The following is a 23,351-nucleotide window of genomic DNA, read 5'->3' as shown; positions in this document are numbered from 1 at the left end:
ATAAAGAAGCCTGAAAATTTACAATGAAAACTGCGACATTTACAGAAAAAGAGAGTCAGCAGTCAAATTAGCCGAAAGAGGTTGGAGTCGACAATGTGGGGAGCTCCTTTTTCAGCTCAAAGCCGTAAGCTGCTGCTCTTGGGCAGCGGGGAATTGGGTAAGGAAGTCATTATCGAAGCTCAGCGCCTTGGCGTAGAGACCGTAGCTGTGGATCGTTATCAAGATGCCCCGGCGATGGGTGTAGCCCATCGCTCCTATGTAATTGATATGCTGGACGCGGACGCGCTTAAGGCGCTCATCCGTTCCGAGAAGCCTGACTTGATTGTGCCCGAGATTGAGGCTATTGCCACACATGCGCTGCTGGAGCTGGAGGCGGAAGGATTCTTCGTAGTCCCGACTGCACGTGCAGCCCGGCTGACCATGGACCGGGAGGGTATCCGGCGTTTAGCGGCTGAAGAGCTTGGCCTGCCGACTGCGGCATACCGCTTCGCGGACAGTCTGGACGAATTGCGCCAGGCAGTGGAGGAGCTTGGCACACCCTGTGTGATCAAGCCGATTATGAGCTCTTCCGGCAAAGGACAGAGCGTCTGCAAGAAACCAGGTGATGTGGAGGACTGCTGGAATACGGCTCTGGAAGGAGCACGGGCCAAAGGGACACGGGTCATCGTGGAGGCTTTCGTTACGTTTGAAAGTGAGATTACCTTGCTTACGGTCCGATCGGTAAGCGGAACTGTATTCTGTCCGCCGATCGGCCATATCCAGAAGGACGGCGACTATGTAGAGTCCTGGCAGCCGCATCAGATGAGTGAGCGCACGCTGGCAGAAGCTCAGAATATCGCCAAAGCGGTAACTGATCAGCTTGGAGGCCTTGGTATTTTTGGAGTGGAGCTGTTTCTTACAGAGCAGGGAGTATTGTTCAGTGAAGTATCGCCCAGACCGCATGATACCGGCATGGTTACAATGATTACGCAGGATTTATCGGAATTCGCTCTGCATGTCAGAGCCATTCTTGGATTTCCGCTGGACTCGGTTGCGCTTGTAACACCGGGCGCTTCAGCTACCCTGAAAGCAGAAAAAACCGGACAGGCTTTTGCCATATCCGGAATCGGCGAAGCGCTGGCGTTTCCCCGTACGCAGGTTAGGGTATTCGGCAAACCTGAAATCCGTCCTGGACGGCGGATGGCAGTAGCCCTCAGTGCAGCGGAAGATGTAGAAATCGCGCGGACTACCGCCAAACAGGCGGCGTCTATGCTAAAAGTGGAGGTATATGAGAATGAACAGTAGTACTCAGGAGCAAGTACTGCAAATTCGCAAATGCGGCATGAATGATCTGGAGAGAGTGACAGCCCTTCTGCGGGAATTCGGCTATCCGACAACACTTAGCGTGATGAAAGAGAGAATGGAAGGCATGGAGAATGATCCGTTCCATTGCACACTGGTCGCTGAACTGGACAATGAAGTTGTGGGAATGATTGGACTTCGGCAGGTGAAATCCTATTACAAACATGCGGACTGTATTACGGAAATCAACGCGCTGATTGTATCAGAGGAGCTTAGAGGCAACGGCCTCGGCAAAAGATTGGTAGCTGCAGCGGAAGAATGGGCCCGCGGGCAGGGTTGCTGCCAGCTGTTCCTTAGAAGCGGCAACCGTGTGGAACGTGCGCCTGCGCATGCTTTTTACCGTCATATGGGTTTCGAGCAGACTACCGGCTACCGCTTCAACAAAGCATTGCTGTAAATCTAATACGTACAATCATCCCCATCCCGGCAACCGGGATGGTTTTTTTTGCAGTTTCCTCAGTAACCCCCGTTTTATCGAGGCTGTTTAGAAATTCAATCTTATGCCGTCTATTCTTCGTAGAGGTAAACCCGACCGTTCTGCGCAGGAGAATATCATTCCCTCAATTTGCTTATGTATACCCGTCCATTGCCACTGTATAATGAATTTGCTGAACCGGGGGAATAGCCATTCAGTTTCTTTTGCCCCTTACTTAAGTTAAACATAGATAGAGTTGATCGAATCAGCTAGAATAGTTTTATAATTACCTAAACATAAATTATAAGAGGGATGAAGCATGTATAAATTGATTCTTGCCGAAGACGAAGAGGACGTAAGAGAAGGGATTGTCGCACAGATCGACTGGGGCAGCTATGGTTTTGAGGTTGTAGATCAGGCGGAGAATGGCCGTGAGGCTGCGGAATCAATCGACCGCCTGCTGCCGGATGTGGTCGTGACCGACATCCAGATGCCATTCATGAACGGACTGCAGCTGTCCGAGTGGATCCGCAGCCGTCATCCCAATACAAAGATCATAATTCTCACCGGCTACGATGAATTTGAGTATGCCCAGAAAGCGATTAAACTGCAAATTGACGAGTATATTCTGAAACCGTTTTCTTCTCAGGAATTGATCGACACACTGCTCAAGGTTAGAAAAACCATAGAGGCGGAAATCGCTGAGAAAGAAAATGTATTTGTGCTGAGCGAGCATTACCGGAAGAGTCTGCCTGTGCTTCGTGAACAATTCCTCTCCTCGCTTGTTTCCCGCAGGCTGCGGCCGGCGGAAATCGCCGAGAAAAGTGCTGAATACGGCATCAACCTCTCTGGTGAGAGCTTTCAGTCTTCGGTAATCAGCATAGATTATATCCGCTCGGAGAAGGGGGCAGGAGTTCCCCAGAGTCTGCCCGTATCCCTGCGTGACACCGGCGACCGCAATTTGCAGCTGTTCGCGGTGCTTAATATCGCTGAGGAAATTTGTCTGAAGCACGGTTTCGGGAAAGTATTTATACACCGGGATGATGTCGTGCTGCTCTCGGTCAGCATGGAGAAGGATGAGGCGGAGATTACCGGCAAAACCTTCGAGATCTTGGAGGAAATCCGGCAAAATGTACAGCGGTTTCTAAAGCTGACAGTGACCTCAGGAGCCGGAACAGTATGCCATACTGCCTCCATGCTGTTCAATTCATTCGGGGATGCGCTGCAAGCGCTTGATTACCGCCTCATTCTCGGCAACAACAAAGTGATCTGGATCGAAGATGTGGAGTCAAGATCCAATCAAATGCTGGCTTATGACGAGCTGACCCAACAATCGCTGATCCGCACGATCAAGCTGGGCACGGTACAGGAGCTGAAGGAGGTTGTCGACGAATTGTTCGGGGGACTGGACACCGCACAGGTTTCGACGCAGGACTATCAGGTGTTTCTGCTGGAGATCATCACCTCGATTCTACGGGTGGCCAAGGAGTCAGGCAGTGAGACCACGGATTACATCGGATCAGGGCTGTCTTCGCTGACGGAAATCCATAAATTCAACAATATGGGCGAAGCTAAGCAGTGGATTATCAATGTGTGCAGCCGGCTGATGGATTCCATCGCTTCGGAGCGGCAGTCGAGCTACAAACAGCTGATTGACCAAGCCAAGGAATATATCCGGGGTCATTATGAGGAGTCCGACATCTCGATCGGCAAAGTCTGCCAGCATTTGCATATCAGTACGGGATATTTCAGCAGCATTTTCAAGAAAGAGATGAAGATGACCTTTGTCAGCTATCTGCTGCAGATCCGTCTGGAAGCTGCCAAGGAACTGCTGCGCTCAACAGAGCTGAAGGCTTTTGAAATTGCCGAAAAAATCGGCTTTGCCGACCCGAATTATTTCAGCTTCTGCTTCCGCAAGAAATATGGACAATCTCCCAAAGAGTATAAGAACAGCTCCCGGGGAGGATAGCCATGAACAGGCCGAAGGCTTATTTTTTTCCGCTGCGCCCGCAGCAAGACGGACGCGGCAAAACAAGGATATCCTCCAAACTGCGGAGTATTCAGCTTATCATTACGGTGTCGTTCACAGCGGTTACTGTGCTGGTTGCGGTGATCGTCAGCTTCATGCTGTACAACAAGTTTGCGAAGACAGCCGAGGAGAATGCCAATCTGAATATGCAGCAGATAATAGAGCAGGTGAATTATAATCTGGAGCTGTATGTCAAAGGAATGAGCAATATTTTTGAGACGGCAGAGGAACAGGTCACAACCAATGCCTCTATTGACTCCCCGCTGCTGTACGAACGGATGGATACGCTGATGAACAGCAGAGAAGATTTGGTGTCGGTCGCCGTGTTTACGCTGCAGGGGAAATATGTGGTGGGGACCCCGGGCCAGAACATGCGCCTGAATACACAGCTGGAGAGTCAGAGCTGGTTCACCACTGCCAAAAAAAGCTCGGAGATTTCCTATTCCGCACCGCATATCCAAAATTTATTCAAGGGGCGGTATACCTGGGTTGTCTCCATCAGCAAAATGATTCAATACAGAGAAAACGGAGAACTGAAAACCGGCATCCTGCTGATCGACTTCAACTTCCGGACGATTGATGAGCTGAGCCGGCAGGTCAAGCTTGGCAAAAGAGGATACGCTTACATTTTGGACTCGCTGGGCAACATTGTTTATCACCCGCAGCAGCAGCTCATTTATGCCGGCCTAAAGTATGAGAATGTGGAACCGGTGCTGGAGTATGCTTACCGCAGCTATCTGGATGAATCGACAGGAGAGAAACGTTTTATTACCGTACGCACGCTGGCCGAAACCGGCTGGAAAATCGTCGGTGTCGCTTATTACGATGAAATTGTGACTACGAAACGGGATCTGAATCATTTTCTGGTCTGGTTTCTGGCTGCTGTTATTCTTGGCGTCATTGCTGTCTCCGTCTTCCTGTCCTGGCTCATTGCCAGTCCCATCCGCAAGCTGGAGCGGACCGTCAAGCAGGTAGGTGAGGGTGACCTGAATACTCCGATCAATGTCAGCGGCGCTTATGAGGTTGAACAGCTGTCACGGCGCTTTAACCTGATGCTCCAGCGGATCCGCCAGCTGATGGACCAGATTATTTATGAGCAGGAGACCAAACGCAAAGGTGAGCTTGAAGTACTGCAGTCGCAGATCAACCCGCACTTTTTGTACAACACGCTGAACTCTGTCATCCGGCTTGCCGAACGGGGCAAAAACGAGGAAGTGGTCACGATGATCCAATCGTTGTCGAAGTTTTTCCGGATCAGCCTGAGCAAGGGTAATAATATTATTACCGTGCAGGAAGAGCTGGACCATATCCGCCATTATCTTGTCATCCAGAGCTTCCGCTTCAAGAATAAATTCCGCTTTGAAATCAAGGCGCAGGATGAAGTGCTCCAGTACCAGACGATTAAGCTGATTCTGCAGCCGATTGTAGAAAATGCGCTGTATCACGGGATTGAAATGCTGCCGGACGAAGGTTTGATCTCCATTAGTGCGGAGCTTCAGCATGGCTTAATTGTTATCACAATCAGCGATAACGGGCTAGGAATGCCGAGAGAAATGCTGAATATGATCTTGAGCGGCGGGACCAAAAGCGGCAGCGGCTCTGGTGTAGGCGTGCGGAATGTGAATGAGCGGATCAGACTTTATTACGGACGCGAATTCGGTCTTGCATTCGAAAGCGAGCTTGAGGAAGGCACAACGGTCACTATTACATTCCCGGCAATCCAAACCGCGGAGGGTCCGGAGCCGCAGAAGGAGGATGAATCATCTCCATGAGAAGCAAACGATTGTGGCTGATCCTGCTGCTTTGTCCGGTGCTGTGGCTGACGGTCACTTCCTGCTTCAATACGTCTCCCGCCGCTTATATCAGCACCAATAAAACGCATAATATCGATATGATTGTCAAGATGAACAAAGGGGATTACTGGAACACGGTTAAGCTCGGTGCTGAAGCCGCCGCCAAGGAATTCAATGTCAAGCTGACGTTCAAGGCACCTGATTCGGAGAGTGAGATTGATAAGCAGATTACCATGGTTGAGGATTCTATTAATCAAAAGGCAGAGGCGATTATTTTGGCAGCCAGCAGTTATATGGGGTTGGCCCAGGTAGTGGATCAGGCCGCCTATTACAAAATCCCTGTCATTTCCGTCGATGCCGAGGTTGGTTCGGCCAGAGTCAAAGCCTACGTGGGTTCAAATGGCTATGAAGCCGGACAGAAATCAGCGGAAAGACTGATACAACTGTTGAACGGATATGGTGAGATTGGAATCATCAATTTCACCAACTCCTCTCAGAACGTGCAGCCGGAATCCAGCGGACCGATTGATTATGGAGCCCGGGACGCGGAAGAAAGGGAAAAGGGTTTCCTGAACTATGCAGCCCGTTATCCGAATGTTCAGGTCGTGCAGATTTCCTATACCTCCTCGAATACAGACCATGCGGAATCATTAACCCGGGACATGCTGCAGAACCATCCCGATTTGCGCGGAATCGCCACATTGAATGAAACGGCGTCGCAGGGCGCGGGCAAAGTGCTGCAGAATCTGAAGCAGCATAAGGTTAAAATGGTGGCCTTCGACAGCTCTCCCTCGATGATGGAAATGCTTCAGGACGGAACCGTCCAGGCAACTGTGATCCAGAATCCGTTCAGCAACGGTTATTTGGCCGTGAAATATGCAGCCCAAGCCCTGGAAGGCATCGACATTCCGGAGCGTGTGGATACTGGCACCAAGCTGATTGACCTGGAAAACATGCTATGGCCCGAGAATCAAAAGCTGCTGTTTCCTTTTGTCCGGTAGCATAGGGAACTCATTAGAATTTTTATTGAATACAGTAGGATTTTATATTCGCAACTGTGCCTTTTTCAGGCATAATGATGTACCTGGGACAGATCCGGCATAAGAAAGATTTACCTTCGGGAGGTCAATTAGTGATGAAAAAAATGTCTTCCGTTTTATTCGCCGCCGTGTTGCTGGGTGCTGTTATGTCCGGCTGCGGAGGCAGCCCTGCGAATACCGGCGGCAGCGCTGAGGCGGCAATCCCTGGTGGTACCGGCTCAGCTCCAAAAATTGGTGTAGCCATTTATAAATTCAGTGATACGTTTATGGCCGGTGTCCGCAAATCGGTTGTGGCGGCAGCCAAAGGCATCGCAGCTGTGGACATTGTAGACAGCAAAAACTCCCAGCTTACGCAAAATGACAAGGTTGACGTTTTCATTACCAAGGGATATAAAGGCATGCTGATTAATCCGGTTGACCGCACTGCTGCAGGAGTTATCATTGACAAAGCAAAAACCGCCGACATTCCGGTCGTCTTCCTGAACCGTGAACCGTTTCCGGAAGATATGAAGAAATGGGATAAGGTGTATTATGTAGGCGCCAAAGCAGAAGAATCGGGCACCATGTCCGGCCAGATTATCGCGGAATACTGGAAGTCCCATCCCGAAGCTGATAAGAACGGCGACGGAGTGCTTCAATATGTCATGCTGAAGGGCGAGCCGGGACACCAGGATGCCGAGCTGCGGACCAATTATTCCATCCAGGCGATTGAAGATGAAGGTATCAAGGTCGAGAAACTGGCGGAAGACAGCGGAATGTTCGACCGGGTGAAGGGCCAGGAGAAAATGGCGGGCTTTCTGAAGACCTGCGGAGACCGGATAGAAGCTGTGCTTGCCAACAACGATGATATGGCCCTCGGTGCAATTAAAGCTTTAAAAGCTGACGGATATTTTTCCGGCGGGAAATACATGCCGGTAGTCGGTGTAGATGCGACAGCTCCGGCCGTTAAAGCACTCAAAGAGGGGACCATGCTGGGCACTGTGCTAAATGATTCCAACATCCAAGGCAAAGCAGCAATCAAACTTGCGGCTGTTCTCTCTAGAGGCGAAGCGCCAACCAAACAAAATATTGGTTTCGACATTACCGATAACCAGTATGTATGGATCCCCTACAAGAAGATTACCAGAGACAATGTCGCCGACGTCGAATAATTAGGAAAGCGTCAGAGCTTACTACCACACACCCTTTCTCCCTTGACCACATATCCTATAGGCAAAAGCCCTTGTAAAGGAGAGCGACGGGATGCTGAGGATTAAGCTGAATGAGCTGGCGAAAGGAACGGATAACAGCCTGGTGCAGACGGAAGTGTGGAGATGGGACGGGATTGGCTGGAATGAATGTATTCCTCAGCAGGAAGAGGATTTCATCCGTGCGGATGATGATCTGTTCGTAACGATTCCTGCAGAAGCGGGTTTGTATCGGGTAGATTACTCCAAAAAGCCTGTAGAGGCGCTTTATTTCCTGCCTGAGCTGGATGACAGCGAGCTGCGGGCAGATTTGCTGCATCCCGCTCCTTTTAAGCTTAAAGAGGGGACTCGTTGGGGGTATATCGACAATGTAGGACGGACGGGTATTGAGCCGAGGTATGAATATGCCGAGGATTTTCAGGAGAACGGCCTGGCGATTGTGCAGCGCAACGACAAGAGCGGCCTGATTGACAGCTCCGGGCGGGAGAAAGTGAGACCGGCCTATTCCTTTATTGCCCCTTTTTCAGAAGGCCGTGCTGTGGTTTCCGATGCCAAAGGTTATACGTTGATTGACGAAAGAGGCAAGCAGGTTACAGCAGCGCGTTATGATTACTTAAATTCGCTGCATGAAGGGCGTGCGATGTTCTCCAAACAAAGTACGACGGGTACTTCCCGCTACGGATATCTGGATGCCCAGGGAAAAGAAGTACTGCCTGCGGTTTACGAGGACGCCAGTGATTTCATGAACGGAACGGCACTGGTCAAGCTGGGCGATAGGGAGTTTGCGCTGATTGACCCGCAAGGCACCGTGCTGCATACGTATAAATATCCATTTGTAGGTTATCCGGGGGATGGCCTGCTGGCATACCAGGCTACCGAGAACGGTAAATACGGGTATCTGCGGATAGACGGAAGCATCGCGATAGAGCCGCAGTATACAGCCGCCCTGCCATTTTCTGCGGGGAGAGCGGTGATCAATACGGCAGAGAATTATGGCAATGCCTACGGCCTGATTGACAAGCAGGGGAAGCTCGTAGTTCCAGCCCAGTATTATGAAGTTCAACAGCTGGGTGAAGACCGGGTGGCATTGGGTACACCAGTGTATCCAGACCAGCCTTACCGCGGTTCACGTTATGCTATCGCTGATGCGGTAACCGGCAGAATCCTCAGCACCCACCCCTTGCTGGGTGTGAACAATTATCAGAATGGACTCGCCTCAGTGTTTGACGCCACCGATACCTATTTCATCGACAAAAGCGGAAAAAAAGCAGCTCAGCCGCCCGTGATTGCCGGTTCAGGCACACTTTCCTTCAGCGGAAGTCTGATCAGGGCTGACGTGGATCAGCGGACAGCCTATTACGACCGGCGGGGCAATCAGGTATGGAGGCAAAATGGAGTCATAACCCTCCGGCCGCCTTATTCAGTGCTGGAGAAGAAATACAAACCGAATAGAGACTATTTGGTGTATTATCCGGTTATCGAAGGGATTGCAAACTCCGAGGTATCCAGAGAAGTAAATGACAAGCTGCGCAGCCTTTCCCTTGCCGAAGGAGCGGGGACCGGTGAAGGGACGCAGGATTACAGCTATACCGGGGATTTTGCCGTCTCCTTCTTCCGCAAAAATCTGCTTGTACTGGAACTGAGCGGCTACAAGTACCCTTTTGGCGCTGCCCATGGCATGCCTACCCGGATTTATGTTCATATCAATTTGCGCAACGGCAAATTTTATGCTCTTCGTGACCTGTTCAAGCCGGGCAGCAAATATGTGGCGAAGCTCAGCGCAATTGTCGGCAAACAGATTGCGAACGATCCCCAGTACTCATACGTTTTTCCGGACACCTACAAGGGAATTACGGCGGATCAGCCCTTTTTTGTTGATGAAGAAGCGCTGTATCTGTATTTCGCTCCATACGAGATCGCCCCATATGCTGCGGGTTTCCCGACATTCCGTATTCCTTATGCAGAAATCATGGGTCTGATCTCGACCGAAGGCGAGTTCTGGCAGTCTTTCCATTAACCTTCCAGCAACGAAGATAACGTCTTAACCTGTACAGAATGTACAGCGAAGTCAATAGGAGGCTGCTGTCCTGATTAGGATGGCGGCTTTTTTGTTGTATGGGAGTTGAAATGTACAAGCCGTCTGCTTGCCTATCTTGCAATCTATTAATGTAAAAATTTAGAAGCGCACAGCTGAGAGATTTATGCTACAATGACTGAGGAACAGATTACAACTTTGTAATATTTGGAGCCCATTACTTCGGCCGACTGCAACATAACAAATACATCATGAACAAGGAGATGGCAGAATGAAGAGCAAAACTTTAAGAGCAATGATAGGTGGAAGTGTGGCGGCAGTGATGGCGCTTAGCATTTCTCTTCCAATACAGGCAAATGCAGAGGCGGGTAATACTGCGACTGGAGCACCAACTAATTTCGCACAATTCATGCAATATTTTAATCAATATAGCCTTAAGGGATTTCCTTTTTCCAATACAACAGTGACAGTTTACAAGTCTCAACCGGTTGTTGTTCCGACAAACACACCTGCACCGGTTGCAACAGCTAAACCAACAGCGACACCCGCAGCAACAGCCGCACCAACGGCGACACCAGTAGCAACGCCTGTAGCGACAGCTAAACCAACGGCAACGCCAGTAGCGACAGCGGCACCAACGGTAACACCGGTTGCGACGCCAAAACCAACAGCGACACCAGCAGCAGTAGTCAGCACTCAAGAGTCCTATATCCAGCAAATCGTTACGCTTGTGAATAAGGAACGTGCGACAGCAGGGCTGTCCCCGGTCAGCGCTTTGGAAAGTCTGAACAAGGTGGCCGCAGCTAAAGCAACCGATATGCGTACGAACAACTACTTTTCGCATACATCCCCGACGTACGGATCGCCTTTTGATATGATGGCCACTTTTGGCGTCACTTATCGGGCTGCCGGGGAGAACATTGCAATGGGCCAGAGAACTCCGCAAGAAGTAATGACGGCCTGGATGAACAGTGAGGGACACCGTGCCAATATTCTGAGTGCGAACTTTAACTACATCGGCGTAGGTTTCGACAACAATTACTGGGTTCAGGAATTCATCGGAAAATAAACCAAATGAAAAGTACAAAACCCGTTCTCCCGGCATTGCCGGGGGGACGTTTTTTTTTGAGAAAAATATGCTTTCGATTGATATAATAGACTATTAAGGACAAAAACCGCCAAATTTCGCTTGAACGATGGATATTTGCAAATTAAGTATAGAAGAATTATGTTTATCTACATAGTTAAGAAGTTTGTAAAATGTGGAACACTGGTGATAAGAACTGCATACGGAGGGATGGCTTTGAACGATTCAAAATGGACCTGGCGCACTGTGAGCCTGATTTCCATAGCAGCAACGTTAGTTTTGATCGTTGGGTTTGGATATGCGGTGAACGATATTATTTACCCGAAGGGTGAAGTTCTTTCAACCTCTTTGCCGCAGGAAACACCGGTTCCCACGGCGGCAAGCAGCGATGAAGTGAAAATATTGGCACTTGGCGACTCTTTGGCCAAAGGCACTGGTGACAACACCGGAAACGGTTTTGTTAAGCGTACACTGGACGGTCTGTCGGCTGGCGGAGGCAAGGCGGAGCTGCTTGGCAATATGGGCATTAACGGGCTGACAACCACAGGTCTGCAAAGCAGGCTCAAAGAAGAAGGCGTTCGGTATGCCTTGCGGCAGGCCAACGTCGTGCTGCTCTCGATCGGGGGCAATGATTTGTTCAGGGGCTCGGATATAATGGGAACGGGCAGTGCAGAACAGGGAACAACATCAACGGAGACAGGGAGTTCTGCGGACATTGCTTCAATGCCTGGAGTAGAACCTTCTGAAACAGGGACTGTGAGCGGGAAGACCGGCTCATCCGGGACAAGCGTTCCTTCGGCCACTGAAGATGAGGTGACGCCGGAATCGCTGCTGGCCGCGCTGCCAGATGCTTCGAAACGGCTTGGCGGGATTCTGGAGAGCATCGCCGAGATCAATCCGCAGGCGCAAATTTATTATGTCGGATTATATAATCCATTTGGAGATATCGAGGATCTGCTGGTGCCCGGCAATCAGGCGGTTACAGCCTGGAATAACGCGGCAATGGATATCATTAACACACACAGCAATATGACACTCGTCCCAACCTTTGATTTGTTCAATCGCCATCTGGATAAGTATCTTTCAAACGATCATTTTCACCCGAACGGCGACGGCTATCAGCGGATGAGCGAACGAATCATACAGGCTGTGCGCTAAGGATTTACTTCACCGCAAGTCAGAAATGATCGTAGCAAGGAGTTGTGAGAACATGGATAAAGATATAAGCGGAGAAGCCGGGACAGTTATTCTGTCAGTGGAAGGCGTCCGCAAAAAAATCGGCCGGAAATGGATCATTGATGATGTTACCTTCGACGTGAAGCAAGGGGAAATCTTCGGTTTCCTTGGACCCAACGGGGCCGGCAAAACAACTACAATCCGTATGCTTGTGGACCTGATTCGCCCAAGTGAAGGCAAGATAACCGTCTGCGGCTATAACGTTAACCGTGAACCGGAAAAAGCGCTGCAATATGTTGGCTCGATCGTAGAGAATCCGGAAGTGTATACCTATCTGACAGGCTGGGAGAATCTGCAGCATTTCGCCCGCATGCAGCCAGGCGTGGACAAGGCGCGTATTGCTGAGGTAGTGGACATTGTCCGGCTGGACCAGCGCATTCATGACAAGGTAAGCACCTATTCGCTGGGGATGAGGCAGCGGCTTGGAATTGCCCAGGCGCTGCTGGGCCGTCCCCGGCTGCTGATTCTGGATGAGCCGACAAACGGTCTGGACCCTAAAGGGATCAAAGAATTGCGCGAATTTATCCGCGAGCTTGCTGCGGAAGGCCTCGCGGTATTTGTATCGAGCCATTTGCTGAGCGAAATTCAGCTGCTGTGCGACCGGGTTGCGATTATCAGCAAAGGCCGCGTGCTGGCGGTTGGCGGGGTAAATGAACTGGTTGCGCGCAATTCCCCGTATGTGCTATGGGATCTGGAGCCTTTGAATAGGGCCAGAACGATACTGGCCGGACGTCCTGACATCAAGCTTCTCGAACTGGATGAGGTTACGCTTGACGACTCCGTCATTGCCGGAATGGGCGCGAATTCCCTCATCACGGTCATGGATGAAGACCTGATTCCGGAGATTGTTGCCGTGCTGGTCACAGCGGAAGTGGAAGTTAGCGCCGTGCATAAAATAAACCCCACACTGGAACAGCTATTCTTGAAGCTAACGGAAGGTGAAACTATTGATTAATTTGCTTCCGCTCATCCGTAATGAGTGCCTGAAGATTATAAAAAAGAAACGGTTTTATGTTATACTGCTGATTCTGGCCGTACTTGTGCCTATGTTTACCTATGCACAGATGCGTATAGCCGAGCGCAGCCGGGACAAGTTTAATTCGGACTGGAGACTGGAGATACAGCAGCAAATTACCGATAATCAAAATTCACTGGGCAGCGACCGGATTCCCGAGGAATGGAAGTCCTACCGGCGGATATTCGTCCAGCAGCTGCAGTATTATCTGGACCATGACGTCAATCCGAATGAGCCCAGCGGGGTTACCTTTACCCGCGAGTTCCTGGACAACTCGGTCTCCTTGTTCATTCCGCTGCTGATTATGGCAGTAGCCTCAGATCTTGTATCCGGGGAAAGGACGACCGGTACGATCAAGATGCTGCTGACCCGGCCGGTCAAACGCTGGAAGGTGCTGTTCAGCAAGCTGGCGGCGCTGCTGATGTTCGTCTCCTTGATTGTACTGTCGGTGTTTGCAATCAGCTATCTGATTTCGGGGCTTGTTTTTGGATACAAGGGCTTTAATCTTCCTGTATTTACCGGGTTCCAAATCAGCGGAGATGCGGTGGATATGTCGGCTGTCCATTCCGTTCCGCAATGGAAATACCTGCTGATGCAGGGCGGGTTAATCTGGTTCGTGAGCGTAGTCGTTGCCCTGCTGGCGTTTATGGTATCGGTGCTGGTGCGCAGCACAGCGGCAAGCATCGTGGTGATGATGGCAGGACTGATCGCCGGAACGATTCTGACCAATATGGCTTCGGCCTGGACGACAGCTAAATATTTATTTATGGTTAATCTGGGATTAACCGGGTATTTGGCCGGAACACCGGCACCTATTGAGGGGATGACACTGCCTTTTTCCATGGCTGTTCTGGCCGTTTGGGGGATTTCTGCAGTAATCATTTCATTCGCCGTCTTTACGAAACGGGATATTTTGAATTAGAATGTACAAAGTGAACCAAAACGTTTGTTTGCATTTCATAGATAGAGAGAAAAGAAGGAGGAGCATGAATGCTCGAACAGATCGATATGTTTGCAAAAGTCTCTAAGAACGCCGAAACAGGCCGGACTGGATACGATGCTGACGACATTCAAGTGCTCGAAGGTCTGGTTGCGGTCCGCAAACGGCCCGGCATGTATATCGGCAGTACGAGTTCCTCGGGACTGCACCATCTCGTATGGGAAATAGTGGATAACGCCGTAGATGAGCATTTAGCCAAGTTTTGCTCGAAGATTGATATTACACTGCGCAAGGACGGTTCGGTTACCGTCATTGATAACGGCCGGGGAATCCCGACCGGGATGCATAAGACCGGAGTGCCTACACCGCAGGTTGTTTTCACGATCCTGCATGCCGGTGGTAAATTTGGCGGCTCCGGGTACAAGAAATCGGGCGGATTGCATGGCGTAGGGGCTTCAGTTACCAATGCGCTGTCCGAGTGGCTGGAAGTCGAAATTTATCGTGACGGCAAAATCCACCGCCAGCGCTTCGAATATTGGGTAGACGCAAAGGGGAAAGAGCATGTCGGTGAGCCTGTTACCGGTCTTGAGGTGCTGGGAAATACGAATAAGACCGGTTCGAAGATTACCTTCAAGCCGGATATTCGCGTCTTCCCGAATGGCATTGCCCTGAACTATGATACCCTTGCGGAACGGGTGCAAGAGATCGCCTTCTTGAACTCCGGGCTGCGGATTAATCTAAGTGACGAGCGCAGCGGCCGCCAGGATGAATTTTTCTATGAAGGCGGAGCAAGCCAATTCGTGCAGTTTCTCAATGAGGGCAAGGATGTGCTGCATGACGTCATCCATTTCAGTTCGGAGAAGGATGATATTGAAGTTGAGGTGGCATTGCAGTATAACGCAGGTTATACGGAGACGCTGGCCTCCTTCGTCAATTCGATTCCTACGCGCAGCGGGGGAACACACGAGACCGGCTTCAAGACAGCTTATACCCGTGTGCTGAATGATTATGCCCGCCGGACACAGCTGCTCAAGGAGAAGGACAAGAACCTGGAGGGCAATGATCTGCGCGAAGGCATGATGGCGGTAATCAGCGTCAAGATGTCCGAGGTAGAATTCGTCGGCCAGACGAAGGATCAGCTCGGAAGCGCTTCTGCCCGCAGTGCCGTCGACTTTATCGTGTCCGAGAACATGGCCCGTTTCCTTGAGGAGAATCCGCAGGTGGCGCAAAGCCTGCTGAAGAAATCCATCCAGGCCTCCAGAGCCCGTGAAGCGGCGCGCAAGGCCCGCGATGAAATCCGCAGCGGCAAGAAACGCAGTGAAAGCTCCAACCTGGGCGGCAAGCTCTCGCCTGCGCAGTCCAAGGACGTTACGCGTACAGAGCTGTTTATCGTCGAAGGCGATTCCGCCGGAGGATCAGCCAAGCAGGGGCGTGACTCCAAGATTCAGGCTATTCTGCCGCTTAAGGGCAAGCCGATGAATCCGGAGAAGGCCAAACTGCTGGACATTCTTAAGAATGATGAGTACAAGGCGATTATTTCCGCAATCGGTGCGGGAATCGGTCCGGATTTTGCCGTAGAAGACAGCAATTATTCCAAAATTATCATTATGACCGATGCTGATACGGACGGTGCGCATATTCAAGTGCTGCTGCTGACCTTTTTCTACCGGTACATGAAGCCGTTGATTGACGCCGGCAAGGTGTTTATCGCCCAGCCGCCGCTGTATAAGCTGACCCGCAAATCAGGTAAGCTGGAGACGGTACGTTACTCCTGGAGCGACGAAGAACTGCAGAATTACCTCAAGGAATTCGGCAAAAACTTCGAGCTGCAACGGTACAAAGGACTCGGCGAGATGAATCCCGACCAGCTGTGGGAGACGACGATGAACCCGGAATCACGCACGCTGCTTCAGGTGCAGATTGAGGACGCCGCAAAGGCGGAGCGCCGCGTATCCACGCTGATGGGTGACAAGGTCGATCCCCGCAAACGCTGGATTGTCGAAAACGTCGACTTTACCGAATTTGTAGAGTAGTGTGCAAGTGACGATTATCCCGATTGTTAAAAAGAGCTTGGTGATCTGAGGAACGAAGGGGAAGTTTGGAACTGCAGAAGCGTCAGCGTTCGCCTTTATTCTCGAATTTCAACCGTAAAGCGGGTCAAATTGAAGAAATTCGGGAATAACAGCGATCGGAAGTCCAAACATTCCCCGCAGTGACAAGGGATCAGCACACTTTTTTTAGGCGGGCAGTTTGAGGAACAGAAGGTGAGCCAAGTGAGCAGTTTATCAGAACAATTTTTACCGGCTTTTCTGGAAGAGGTCGTCGGTGACCGCTTTGGCCGGTATTCCAAATATATCATTCAGGACCGGGCGATTCCGGACGTCCGTGACGGGCTGAAGCCTGTACAGCGCCGGATTCTATACGCCATGTACGACTCCGGGAATACCCCGGACAAGCCGTACCGTAAATCCGCCAAAACCGTCGGGGATGTCATGGGTAATTATCATCCCCACGGGGATTCGTCGATTTATGACGGTATGGTGCGGATGGCACAGCCTTGGAAGATGGGCCATGTGCTTGTGGACGGACACGGCAACTGGGGCTCGATGGATGATGATCCGGCAGCAGCGATGCGGTACACGGAAGCCCGCCTGTCGCCGATTGCCATGGAGATGATGCGCGACATCGAGAAGCGCACCGTGCTGTTCAAAGATAACTTTGACAACACAGCCAAGGAGCCAGTGGTGGTTCCTTCACGTTATCCGAACCTGCTGGTCAACGGAACGAGCGGCATTTCGGCCGGATTCGCTACGGAGATTCCGCCGCATAATTTGCGTGAGGTCATTGATGCCTGTATCGCGGTGATGCAAAAGCCGGATATCGAGCTTGAGGACATCATGACATTTATCAAAGGTCCGGATTTCCCGACAGGCGGGACGATTATGGGCGGCGAAGGAATTATGGACGCCTACCGTACCGGCAAAGGCCGCATTTACCTGCGCTCCAAGACAGAGATTGAGAATCTGCGCGGCGGCAAACAGCAGATCGTTATTACGGAAGTGCCGTTCCAGATTGTGAAATCACGATTGGTCACCTCCATGGAGAATATCCGTCTGGAGAAGAAGATCGAAGGCATCGCCGAAGTCCGCGACGAAAGCGGACGGGAAGGGCTGCGCATTGTGGTGGAACTGAAGAAGGAAGCTGACGCCCAGGGCGTGTTGGCTTATCTGCTGAAGAAAACCGACCTGCAGGTCACTTACAACTTCAATATGGTGGCTATTGTCAACAAGGCTCCGCAGCAGCTTGGCCTTAAGGCTATCCTGCAAGCCTATATCGCCCATCAGCGTGATGTGGTTACCCACCGCACCCAGTTCGACCTGGAAAGAGCGGAGGACCGCGCCCACGTTCTGGAAGGGCTTGTAAAGGCATTGAACATACTGGACGAGGTCATCGCTGCGATCAAGGCATCAAAGAACCGCCAGGATGCCCAGAACAATCTGGTATGGATGTTCGGCTTCAGCGAACGCCAGGCCGATTCCATTCTTACTTTGCAGCTGTACCGTCTGACCAATCTGGAGATTCATTCGCTCCAGAAGGAATTGGACGAAATGCAGGCGCGGATTGCCACATTGCGCGGCATCTTGGACAGCGACAAAAAACTGATCGCCGTCATCCGCAAGGAACTGCTGGAGATCCGTGATAAATACGGGATAGACCGCCGCTCGCTTATTCAGGGCGAGGTTGAAGAGCTGAAGGTCAGCCTTGAAGTACTGGTTAACGCCGAGGATGTGCTTGTAGCACTTTCGGCCGATGGTTACATCAAACGGACCGGAATGCCTTCGTTCACGCGTTCGGGCGGTGAACGTCAAGCCTCCGGTGTCAAGGAAGGCGACCATATCGTCAAGCTGCTGGATCTCAATACAAGGGATAGCCTGCTGGTATTTACCCGCAAGGGGCAATATTTCCTGCTTCCGGTTCACCAGATACCGGAATTCAAATGGAAAGAGCCCGGCACGGCAATCGTGAACGTCATCAGCCTGGCGAAAGGCGATGGCATTGTCAGCGTGCTGCCGGTGGGCAATCTGGAGGAGCCTCAGGCGAGTCTGGTCTTCGTCACGCGTAAGGGCCAGGTCAAACGTACGGAGCTTAAGGAGTACTCTACGAGCCGTTCCGGAGCCGTGGCTGCCTGCAAGGTGGCAGATGGCGACGAGATCATTACAGTGGCGCTGAGCAGCGGAGACAAGGACATCGTGCTTGTGACCCGCGAAGGGATGAGCATCCGGTTCCGCGAGAACGAAGTCAATCCGATGGGCCGTGTGGCCAGCGGAGTCCGCGGCATTCAGCTTCGCGAAGGCGATGAAGTGGTTTCCTGCTTCTGGGTAAGCGAAGACGAAGGCGAAATACTGGTTGTCTCCGACCTTGGATATGCGAAACGGTCGCTATTAGTGGATTATCCGTCGCAGAGCCGCGGCGGCAAAGGGATGCCGACCTTCGAGTTCAAGGAAGGCAAACGGGTCAAACCGAACGGCAGCAGGCTGGCAGGGGCATTCCATTGCAAGGAACCGCTGGAGTTAGTCGCCTTCACCCGTGATGGCTTGCATCATCAGTTCTCTTCTGAGGCTGCTCCGCTGGGCGATCGCCGTTCTACAGGCAAACAGCTTGTTCCGGTTGAGAAGAAGGATGAGATCATTACTCTTTTGCCGGCGATTAAGTAATTTGTATTCACTGCAATAGGGACAAAAGGCGTTTGACGGCTCCTCACGGGCTGGCCACAACGCCTTTTTGTATAGGTAAAGTAACGGATAACAAGGGTTTTGGTTATTTATTTTTTCGTTTTGCAGGAAATGGAATTTCTTTCTCGAAAATGTAGATATACCGGATTGAAATCCGCAGGGAAAGGAAGGAGTAACTGTGCATTCCTCAGAATTCAGTAAGATTTGGCATAAAATATTGAAGGACTATAAGCTACATATGGATAGCAAGCTTGCGCCTACACTGACAGATGCCCAACTCACCGTGCTTGAATTGCTTCAGGAACGTGACGCAATGAAGCCTTCTGATCTGGCCCCCCATCTCGCGACCAGCCCGGCGGCGGTGACGATGCTGCTTGACCGGATGGAGAAGCATAATTTGATTGTGCGTGAACGCGATGCAGCGGACCGGCGGATTGTCTGGGTGAGCATCACGGAGAACGGACAGAAAGAGACCGAGCGCGGACTCCAGATCCGCAGTGATTTTTTTGCCGAAGCGCTTGATCCGATTTCTTCACATAATCAGCAGCTGCTGCTTTATCTGATGGGCAAGATGGCGGTTGCTCCAACGCCGGAAGGCTCTACACCCTGAACCTAAACTTTGATCTTATTAATACTTATATAAGCTCAAAAAACAGGCCATCCGTTAACGGATGGCCTGTTTTTGCAAATGCCGGGACCACAGATTCCAGGGAAAAGTCTGCGGCGGCAGCGAGATAAGCTCGATTTCTTCTTTGGTAACCGGATGCGGAAAGCCAACCAGCGCGGACCAGAGGGCAATTTGCTGCCCCGGTCTGTTCACCGCCGAACCGTATTTCTGATCCCCGAACAAGGGACAGCCGATTCCGGCAAGCTGCACTCGGATCTGATGCGAACGTCCGGTAAGCAGGTCTATCTTCAGCAGAGTATACCCCTCCGCGCTGCCCAGCACCGTATAATCCAGAATAGCCTCTTTGCCGCCCGGTGTTCCTTTGCGGACAATGGTAACTGTATTGCTCTTGGCATCCTTGAGCAAGGTATTGATCAGACGGCCCTGGGAGGCCGGAGGCTGGCCGTGCACCACGGTCAGGTAGACTTTATGGAAGCTGTGGGTACGGACGCTTTCGGACAGCCGTGAAGCGGCTTTGGATGTCTTGGCGAAGATCATCGCACCTCCGACTGGACGATCCAGCCGGTGAACGAGCCCCATGTACACATTACCAGGCTTGTTAAAGCGTTCCTTCACATCTTCCTTAAGCAGGCTCAACAAGTCTGCATCGCCAGTAGCATCCTCCTGTACGGGGATATTTACGGGCTTCACGATGCCGAGAAGGTGGTTGTCCTCGTACAGAACTTCAAAGCGGGAATTTCCCTCCCCGGGCACTCCGGCTGTACCGGAATTGTGTGCAGTCATGGCTTACGCCTCCCAGCGGCCCAAAATTCCGCAAGGCAGGTTCATCCCGGAGGAGGTAATCGGCAGTCCGATTTCGCCGGAGGTCAGCTTGCCGCCGTACCGTTTGCCCATCGTCATCGAGAGCATATTGCGTAGAACAGTCGGAGAAATGCCTGTCGTATAGGAGTTAATGAGCATGAACAAAGGTCTGTCGCTCATGATTTGCATGCAGCTCTCCAGGAACGGGTACAGACTCGCTTCAAGCTTCCACATTTCACCGCCGGGTCCTCGGCCATAGGAAGGCGGGTCCATAATGATTGCATCGTATTTGCTGCCGCGGCGCTGTTCGCGCTGTACAAATTTGAAGACGTCATCGGTAATATAGCGGACCGGACGTTCGGCAAGGCCGGACAGGGCCACATTTTCCTTCGCCCATTGGACCATGCCTTTGGCCGCATCCACATGGACTACTGAAGCTCCGGCGCTCGCTGCAGCCACTGTAGCCCCACCGGTGTAAGCGAACAGGTTGAGCACAGAGATCGGACGGTTCGCCTCAGCGATCTTGTCCATCATCCAGCGCCAGTTGGCCGCTTGCTCAGGGAACAGGCCAGTATGCTTGAAGTTTGTCGGACGCAGGTGGAATTTCAGCTTGCCGTAGCTGATTTTCCAGTCGTCCGGAATGGTTTTCTTCATTTCCCATTGTCCGCCGCCTGCCGAGCTGCGGTGATAATGTCCGTGCACATCCCGCCACTTCGCCGTCTCGTTCGCGAGCGGCCAAATGATTTGCGGGTCCGGGCGGCGCAGAATAATATCGCCCCAGCGTTCCAGCTTTTCTCCGCCTCCGGTATCAATAACTTCGTAGTCTTTCCAATCGCCTGCTATATACATATTTAATCCATCCTTCAAAAAATTCATTTAGCCTTTATTGTACAACATTTAGCAAGGGCCCTACAAACAAAAAGGTAACAAAGCTGCGACTCTTCTCATTTTGCCCATTTGGGGATGTGCGTATAATATTTCCAAATATATCAGCGAGTTAGGCCGACAAATGACAAGAAACTATCTGCTTCTCGGAGGAGTGCTGACGGCCGTTATTGTAGCGTTTCTGGCAGTGATTGTGTATGATCAGGTTAAGTATGTTTATCGGAAGTTGAACAAGCACAGAAGGGGGCAGCAGCTTCATGTACAATCTGTCGGAGCTGTATTATCCGATTACGGCGAATCCGAAAGGGGCAGGGGAGATTCTGCCCTGCAAGGCGCTGCGTCCTTATATCCGCTGTTTCTGGGGAGAGCCAGAGAAACAGCTTAATGATCCCTCGGCCCCCTCCCTTGGGGGAGAAATTATTATTCCGGACAGCTGCATGGACATCATTTGGGAGTGGGATGAGCAGACGGGAGAGTCGGGCGGGATTTTTTGCGGGATTAACGATACGCCTTTTGAAGCCGGACAAGCTCACGGCGATACGGGAAAACTCCGCTTCGCCATCCGCTTCCACTTCTGGGCCGTGCACTTGTTCGCCGATGACCATCTCAGGGAGGTCCTGAACATTCATACCGGAGTGGACCAATATTTCGGTTCCTTCCGCAGCGAACTGGGAGACAAGCTGCCGGGGACCCGTACTGTAGCAGAACGGATTGCCTTGGTGGAAGCTTATCTGCTGCGTCAGCTGGAGAAGACCCGGCACAGCAATGACGGCATGCTGAATGCTGTGTATGCCATCGTGAGGTCCAAAGGCGTCATATCCGCCGCTGCACTGGAAGGGAATTCGGGGTTTAGCAGCCGGCAGCTGGAAAGGCTTTTTCGTGAATATATCGGAATTTCGCCCAAAAAAACAGCCGATCTTGTGCGCTTTCAGAATGTATGGCTGGATCTATACCGTACACCCTCACAGAATAGAAATATTCAGGATGTTGTATATAGCTACGGCTACAGCCATCAGTCCCATCTGAATAATAATTTCAAGAAATTTGCCGGCAAAACGCCGCTTGAGGCTCTGGCCTATGCACGGAATTAACATGTCGTTTTTTTGCAATACAGCGGGGACGGTCACCAGGTATACTGTTGTCAGATGGCCAATGCGCCGCTAACCAAATGATGAGAATGAGAGGGATATACTATGATTTCTGCTTTTGAAGGCATCAATTTGTACAGCAAGGATACTGCAGCCTTGGCGGCATTTTATGCAGAGGTGCTGGGGATTCCCGTACCGTTTGAAGGCTATGGCAACTCTGACGGGGCGAAGATTGGCTTTGAGAAGAGTCAGCCGGGCATCATTATCTGGGATGAGAATAAATGGGATAAGCTGACGACAGGAGCAGTCAATCTGGTGTTCTCCTGCAGCAATCTGGATGAGACCTATGAAACGCTCAAGGCAAGAGGATTGGATTGCCAACCGCCGGTTACAATGGAATACGGGGGTAAGGAAATGAATTTCCGCGATCCTGACGGCAATAGCATTACCTTGCTTGAAGGAGCATATTAAGTTATAGCAAGCCTCGAGAATACAGAATCGACGATGAACGCGAACATCAACCGGACTCCCGGTCAGTGTTCGTGTTTTTATATATTGACAATGATAATCATTATCAAATAGAATGAGGTTAGTAAAAGTTGGTTTAAATTTAATGTTTACCTTGGGGAGGAACAGATTCATGGCTAAGGTGCTCGTGGCATATGCCAGCTTGACCGGCAATACGGAAGAGATTGCTGAGCTGATTGTGGAAGGAATACGCCAGGCAGGCGGAGAGGCCGTTCTGAAATCGGTCACCGACTGCAATGCGGATGAGATAAAAGCTTATGAGGGCGTGCTGCTTGGTGCCTATACCTGGGGTGACGGTGAGTTGCCTGATGAATTTTTAGATTTTTATGAGGAGATGGATGATCTGGATCTGACGGCTTATAAGGCAGCTGCCTTCGGAAGCGGGGACACCGGATATGAAATCTATTGCGGGGCCGTGAATCAGATTGAGGAGAAACTCAAGGAACGCGGCGCAGAGATAGTTCAGGAAAGCTTGAAGATTGAATACGGTCCGAACGCTGCCGAGAAAGAGGCCTGCCGGAATTTCGGTCGTCAATTTATCGAAACCTGCGCGGCGGTTTCTTAAGAATG

The 23,351-nt window shown here is 51.2% G+C and carries 19 protein-coding genes; 17 read left to right on the top strand and 2 right to left on the bottom strand.

All coding sequences use genetic code 11. From position 1 onward, the window contains the following. The first annotated feature begins 93 nt into the window (after window positions 1–93). The 14 genes from purT to MHI45_RS06130 all read left to right on the top strand — a co-directional run bounded on the left by purT (window position 94) and on the right by MHI45_RS06130 (window position 19,461). A complete protein-coding gene (gene purT, locus MHI45_RS06195) occupies window positions 94–1,284 on the top strand; it encodes a formate-dependent phosphoribosylglycinamide formyltransferase (RefSeq protein WP_076109796.1) in 1,191 nt (396 codons plus the stop codon). Continuing rightward, a complete protein-coding gene (locus MHI45_RS06190; protein WP_144024272.1) occupies window positions 1,274–1,738 on the top strand; it encodes a GNAT family N-acetyltransferase in 465 nt (154 codons plus the stop codon). Before purT ends, MHI45_RS06190 begins: the two co-directional genes overlap by 11 nt. 337 nt (window positions 1,739–2,075) lie before the next feature. After that, complete coding sequence (locus MHI45_RS06185; protein WP_076109795.1) at window positions 2,076–3,725, top strand: response regulator; 1,650 nt, start codon at window positions 2,076–2,078, stop codon at window positions 3,723–3,725. 2 nt (window positions 3,726–3,727) lie between these two features. Next, entirely contained in the window at window positions 3,728–5,557 is a 1,830-nt protein-coding gene (locus MHI45_RS06180; protein WP_083675525.1) for a sensor histidine kinase, read from the top strand. Beyond that, a complete protein-coding gene (locus MHI45_RS06175; RefSeq protein ID WP_076109794.1) occupies window positions 5,554–6,579 on the top strand; it encodes a substrate-binding domain-containing protein in 1,026 nt (341 codons plus the stop codon). The genes MHI45_RS06180 and MHI45_RS06175 overlap by 4 nt, the downstream gene beginning before the upstream one ends. 131 nt (window positions 6,580–6,710) lie before the next feature. Beyond that, window positions 6,711–7,769 (top strand): galactose ABC transporter substrate-binding protein, encoded by a 1,059-nt coding sequence (locus MHI45_RS06170; RefSeq protein WP_076109793.1) that lies wholly within the window; start codon window positions 6,711–6,713, stop codon window positions 7,767–7,769. A 91-nt stretch (window positions 7,770–7,860) separates the two neighbouring features. Next, the gene (locus tag MHI45_RS06165) at window positions 7,861–9,822 is read left to right on the top strand and encodes a WG repeat-containing protein (protein WP_076109792.1); all 1,962 of its coding nucleotides are present in this window, start codon (window positions 7,861–7,863) and stop codon (window positions 9,820–9,822) included. A gap of 289 nt (window positions 9,823–10,111) precedes the next feature. After that, window positions 10,112–10,909, top strand: coding sequence for a CAP domain-containing protein (locus tag MHI45_RS06160; RefSeq protein WP_076109791.1), 798 nt, complete (start codon window positions 10,112–10,114; stop codon window positions 10,907–10,909). A gap of 234 nt (window positions 10,910–11,143) precedes the next feature. After that, window positions 11,144–12,085 (top strand): GDSL-type esterase/lipase family protein, encoded by a 942-nt coding sequence (locus MHI45_RS06155; protein WP_083675524.1) that lies wholly within the window; start codon window positions 11,144–11,146, stop codon window positions 12,083–12,085. A 52-nt stretch (window positions 12,086–12,137) separates the two neighbouring features. After that, window positions 12,138–13,118, top strand: coding sequence for an ABC transporter ATP-binding protein (locus MHI45_RS06150; RefSeq protein ID WP_083675523.1), 981 nt, complete (start codon window positions 12,138–12,140; stop codon window positions 13,116–13,118). Then, on the top strand, window positions 13,111–14,100 hold the full coding sequence (locus tag MHI45_RS06145; RefSeq protein ID WP_076109789.1) for an ABC transporter permease subunit: 990 nt from the start codon (window positions 13,111–13,113) through the stop codon (window positions 14,098–14,100). Before MHI45_RS06150 ends, MHI45_RS06145 begins: the two co-directional genes overlap by 8 nt. Window positions 14,101–14,168: 68 nt before the next feature. Next, on the top strand, window positions 14,169–16,151 hold the full coding sequence (gene parE, locus MHI45_RS06140; RefSeq protein WP_038594314.1) for a DNA topoisomerase IV subunit B: 1,983 nt from the start codon (window positions 14,169–14,171) through the stop codon (window positions 16,149–16,151). A gap of 240 nt (window positions 16,152–16,391) precedes the next feature. Beyond that, complete coding sequence (gyrA, locus tag MHI45_RS06135) at window positions 16,392–18,833, top strand: DNA gyrase subunit A (protein WP_076109788.1); 2,442 nt, start codon at window positions 16,392–16,394, stop codon at window positions 18,831–18,833. Between the two features lie 196 nt (window positions 18,834–19,029). Continuing rightward, a complete protein-coding gene (locus MHI45_RS06130) occupies window positions 19,030–19,461 on the top strand; it encodes a MarR family winged helix-turn-helix transcriptional regulator (protein WP_038594308.1) in 432 nt (143 codons plus the stop codon). Between the two features lie 54 nt (window positions 19,462–19,515). Here the strand turns inward: MHI45_RS06130 and MHI45_RS06125 are convergent, their stop codons facing one another. Further along, on the bottom strand, window positions 19,516–20,262 hold the full coding sequence (locus tag MHI45_RS06125; protein ID WP_076109787.1) for an RluA family pseudouridine synthase: 747 nt from the start codon (window positions 20,260–20,262) through the stop codon (window positions 19,516–19,518). 3 nt (window positions 20,263–20,265) lie between these two features. After that, window positions 20,266–21,129: a class I SAM-dependent methyltransferase gene (locus tag MHI45_RS06120; protein WP_076109786.1), complete on the bottom strand. Its 864-nt coding sequence runs from the start codon at window positions 21,127–21,129 to the stop codon at window positions 20,266–20,268. 293 nt (window positions 21,130–21,422) lie between these two features. Between MHI45_RS06120 and MHI45_RS06115 the strand changes: the two genes are divergently transcribed. From MHI45_RS06115 to MHI45_RS06105, 3 genes are all read left to right on the top strand, one after another. Beyond that, complete coding sequence (locus MHI45_RS06115; RefSeq protein ID WP_076109785.1) at window positions 21,423–22,256, top strand: AraC family transcriptional regulator; 834 nt, start codon at window positions 21,423–21,425, stop codon at window positions 22,254–22,256. Window positions 22,257–22,358: 102 nt separating this feature from the next. After that, window positions 22,359–22,724: a VOC family protein gene (locus MHI45_RS06110; RefSeq protein WP_076109784.1), complete on the top strand. Its 366-nt coding sequence runs from the start codon at window positions 22,359–22,361 to the stop codon at window positions 22,722–22,724. Window positions 22,725–22,893: 169 nt separating this feature from the next. After that, the gene (locus MHI45_RS06105; RefSeq protein ID WP_038594296.1) at window positions 22,894–23,346 is read left to right on the top strand and encodes a flavodoxin; all 453 of its coding nucleotides are present in this window, start codon (window positions 22,894–22,896) and stop codon (window positions 23,344–23,346) included. The last annotated feature ends 5 nt before the right edge of the window (window positions 23,347–23,351 follow it).

This window comes from Paenibacillus sp. FSL H3-0321 (assembly GCF_038002865.1).
Lineage (GTDB): Bacteria > Bacillota > Bacilli > Paenibacillales > Paenibacillaceae > Paenibacillus_AQ.
This window is presented reverse-complemented; position numbering and strand designations above follow the sequence as displayed.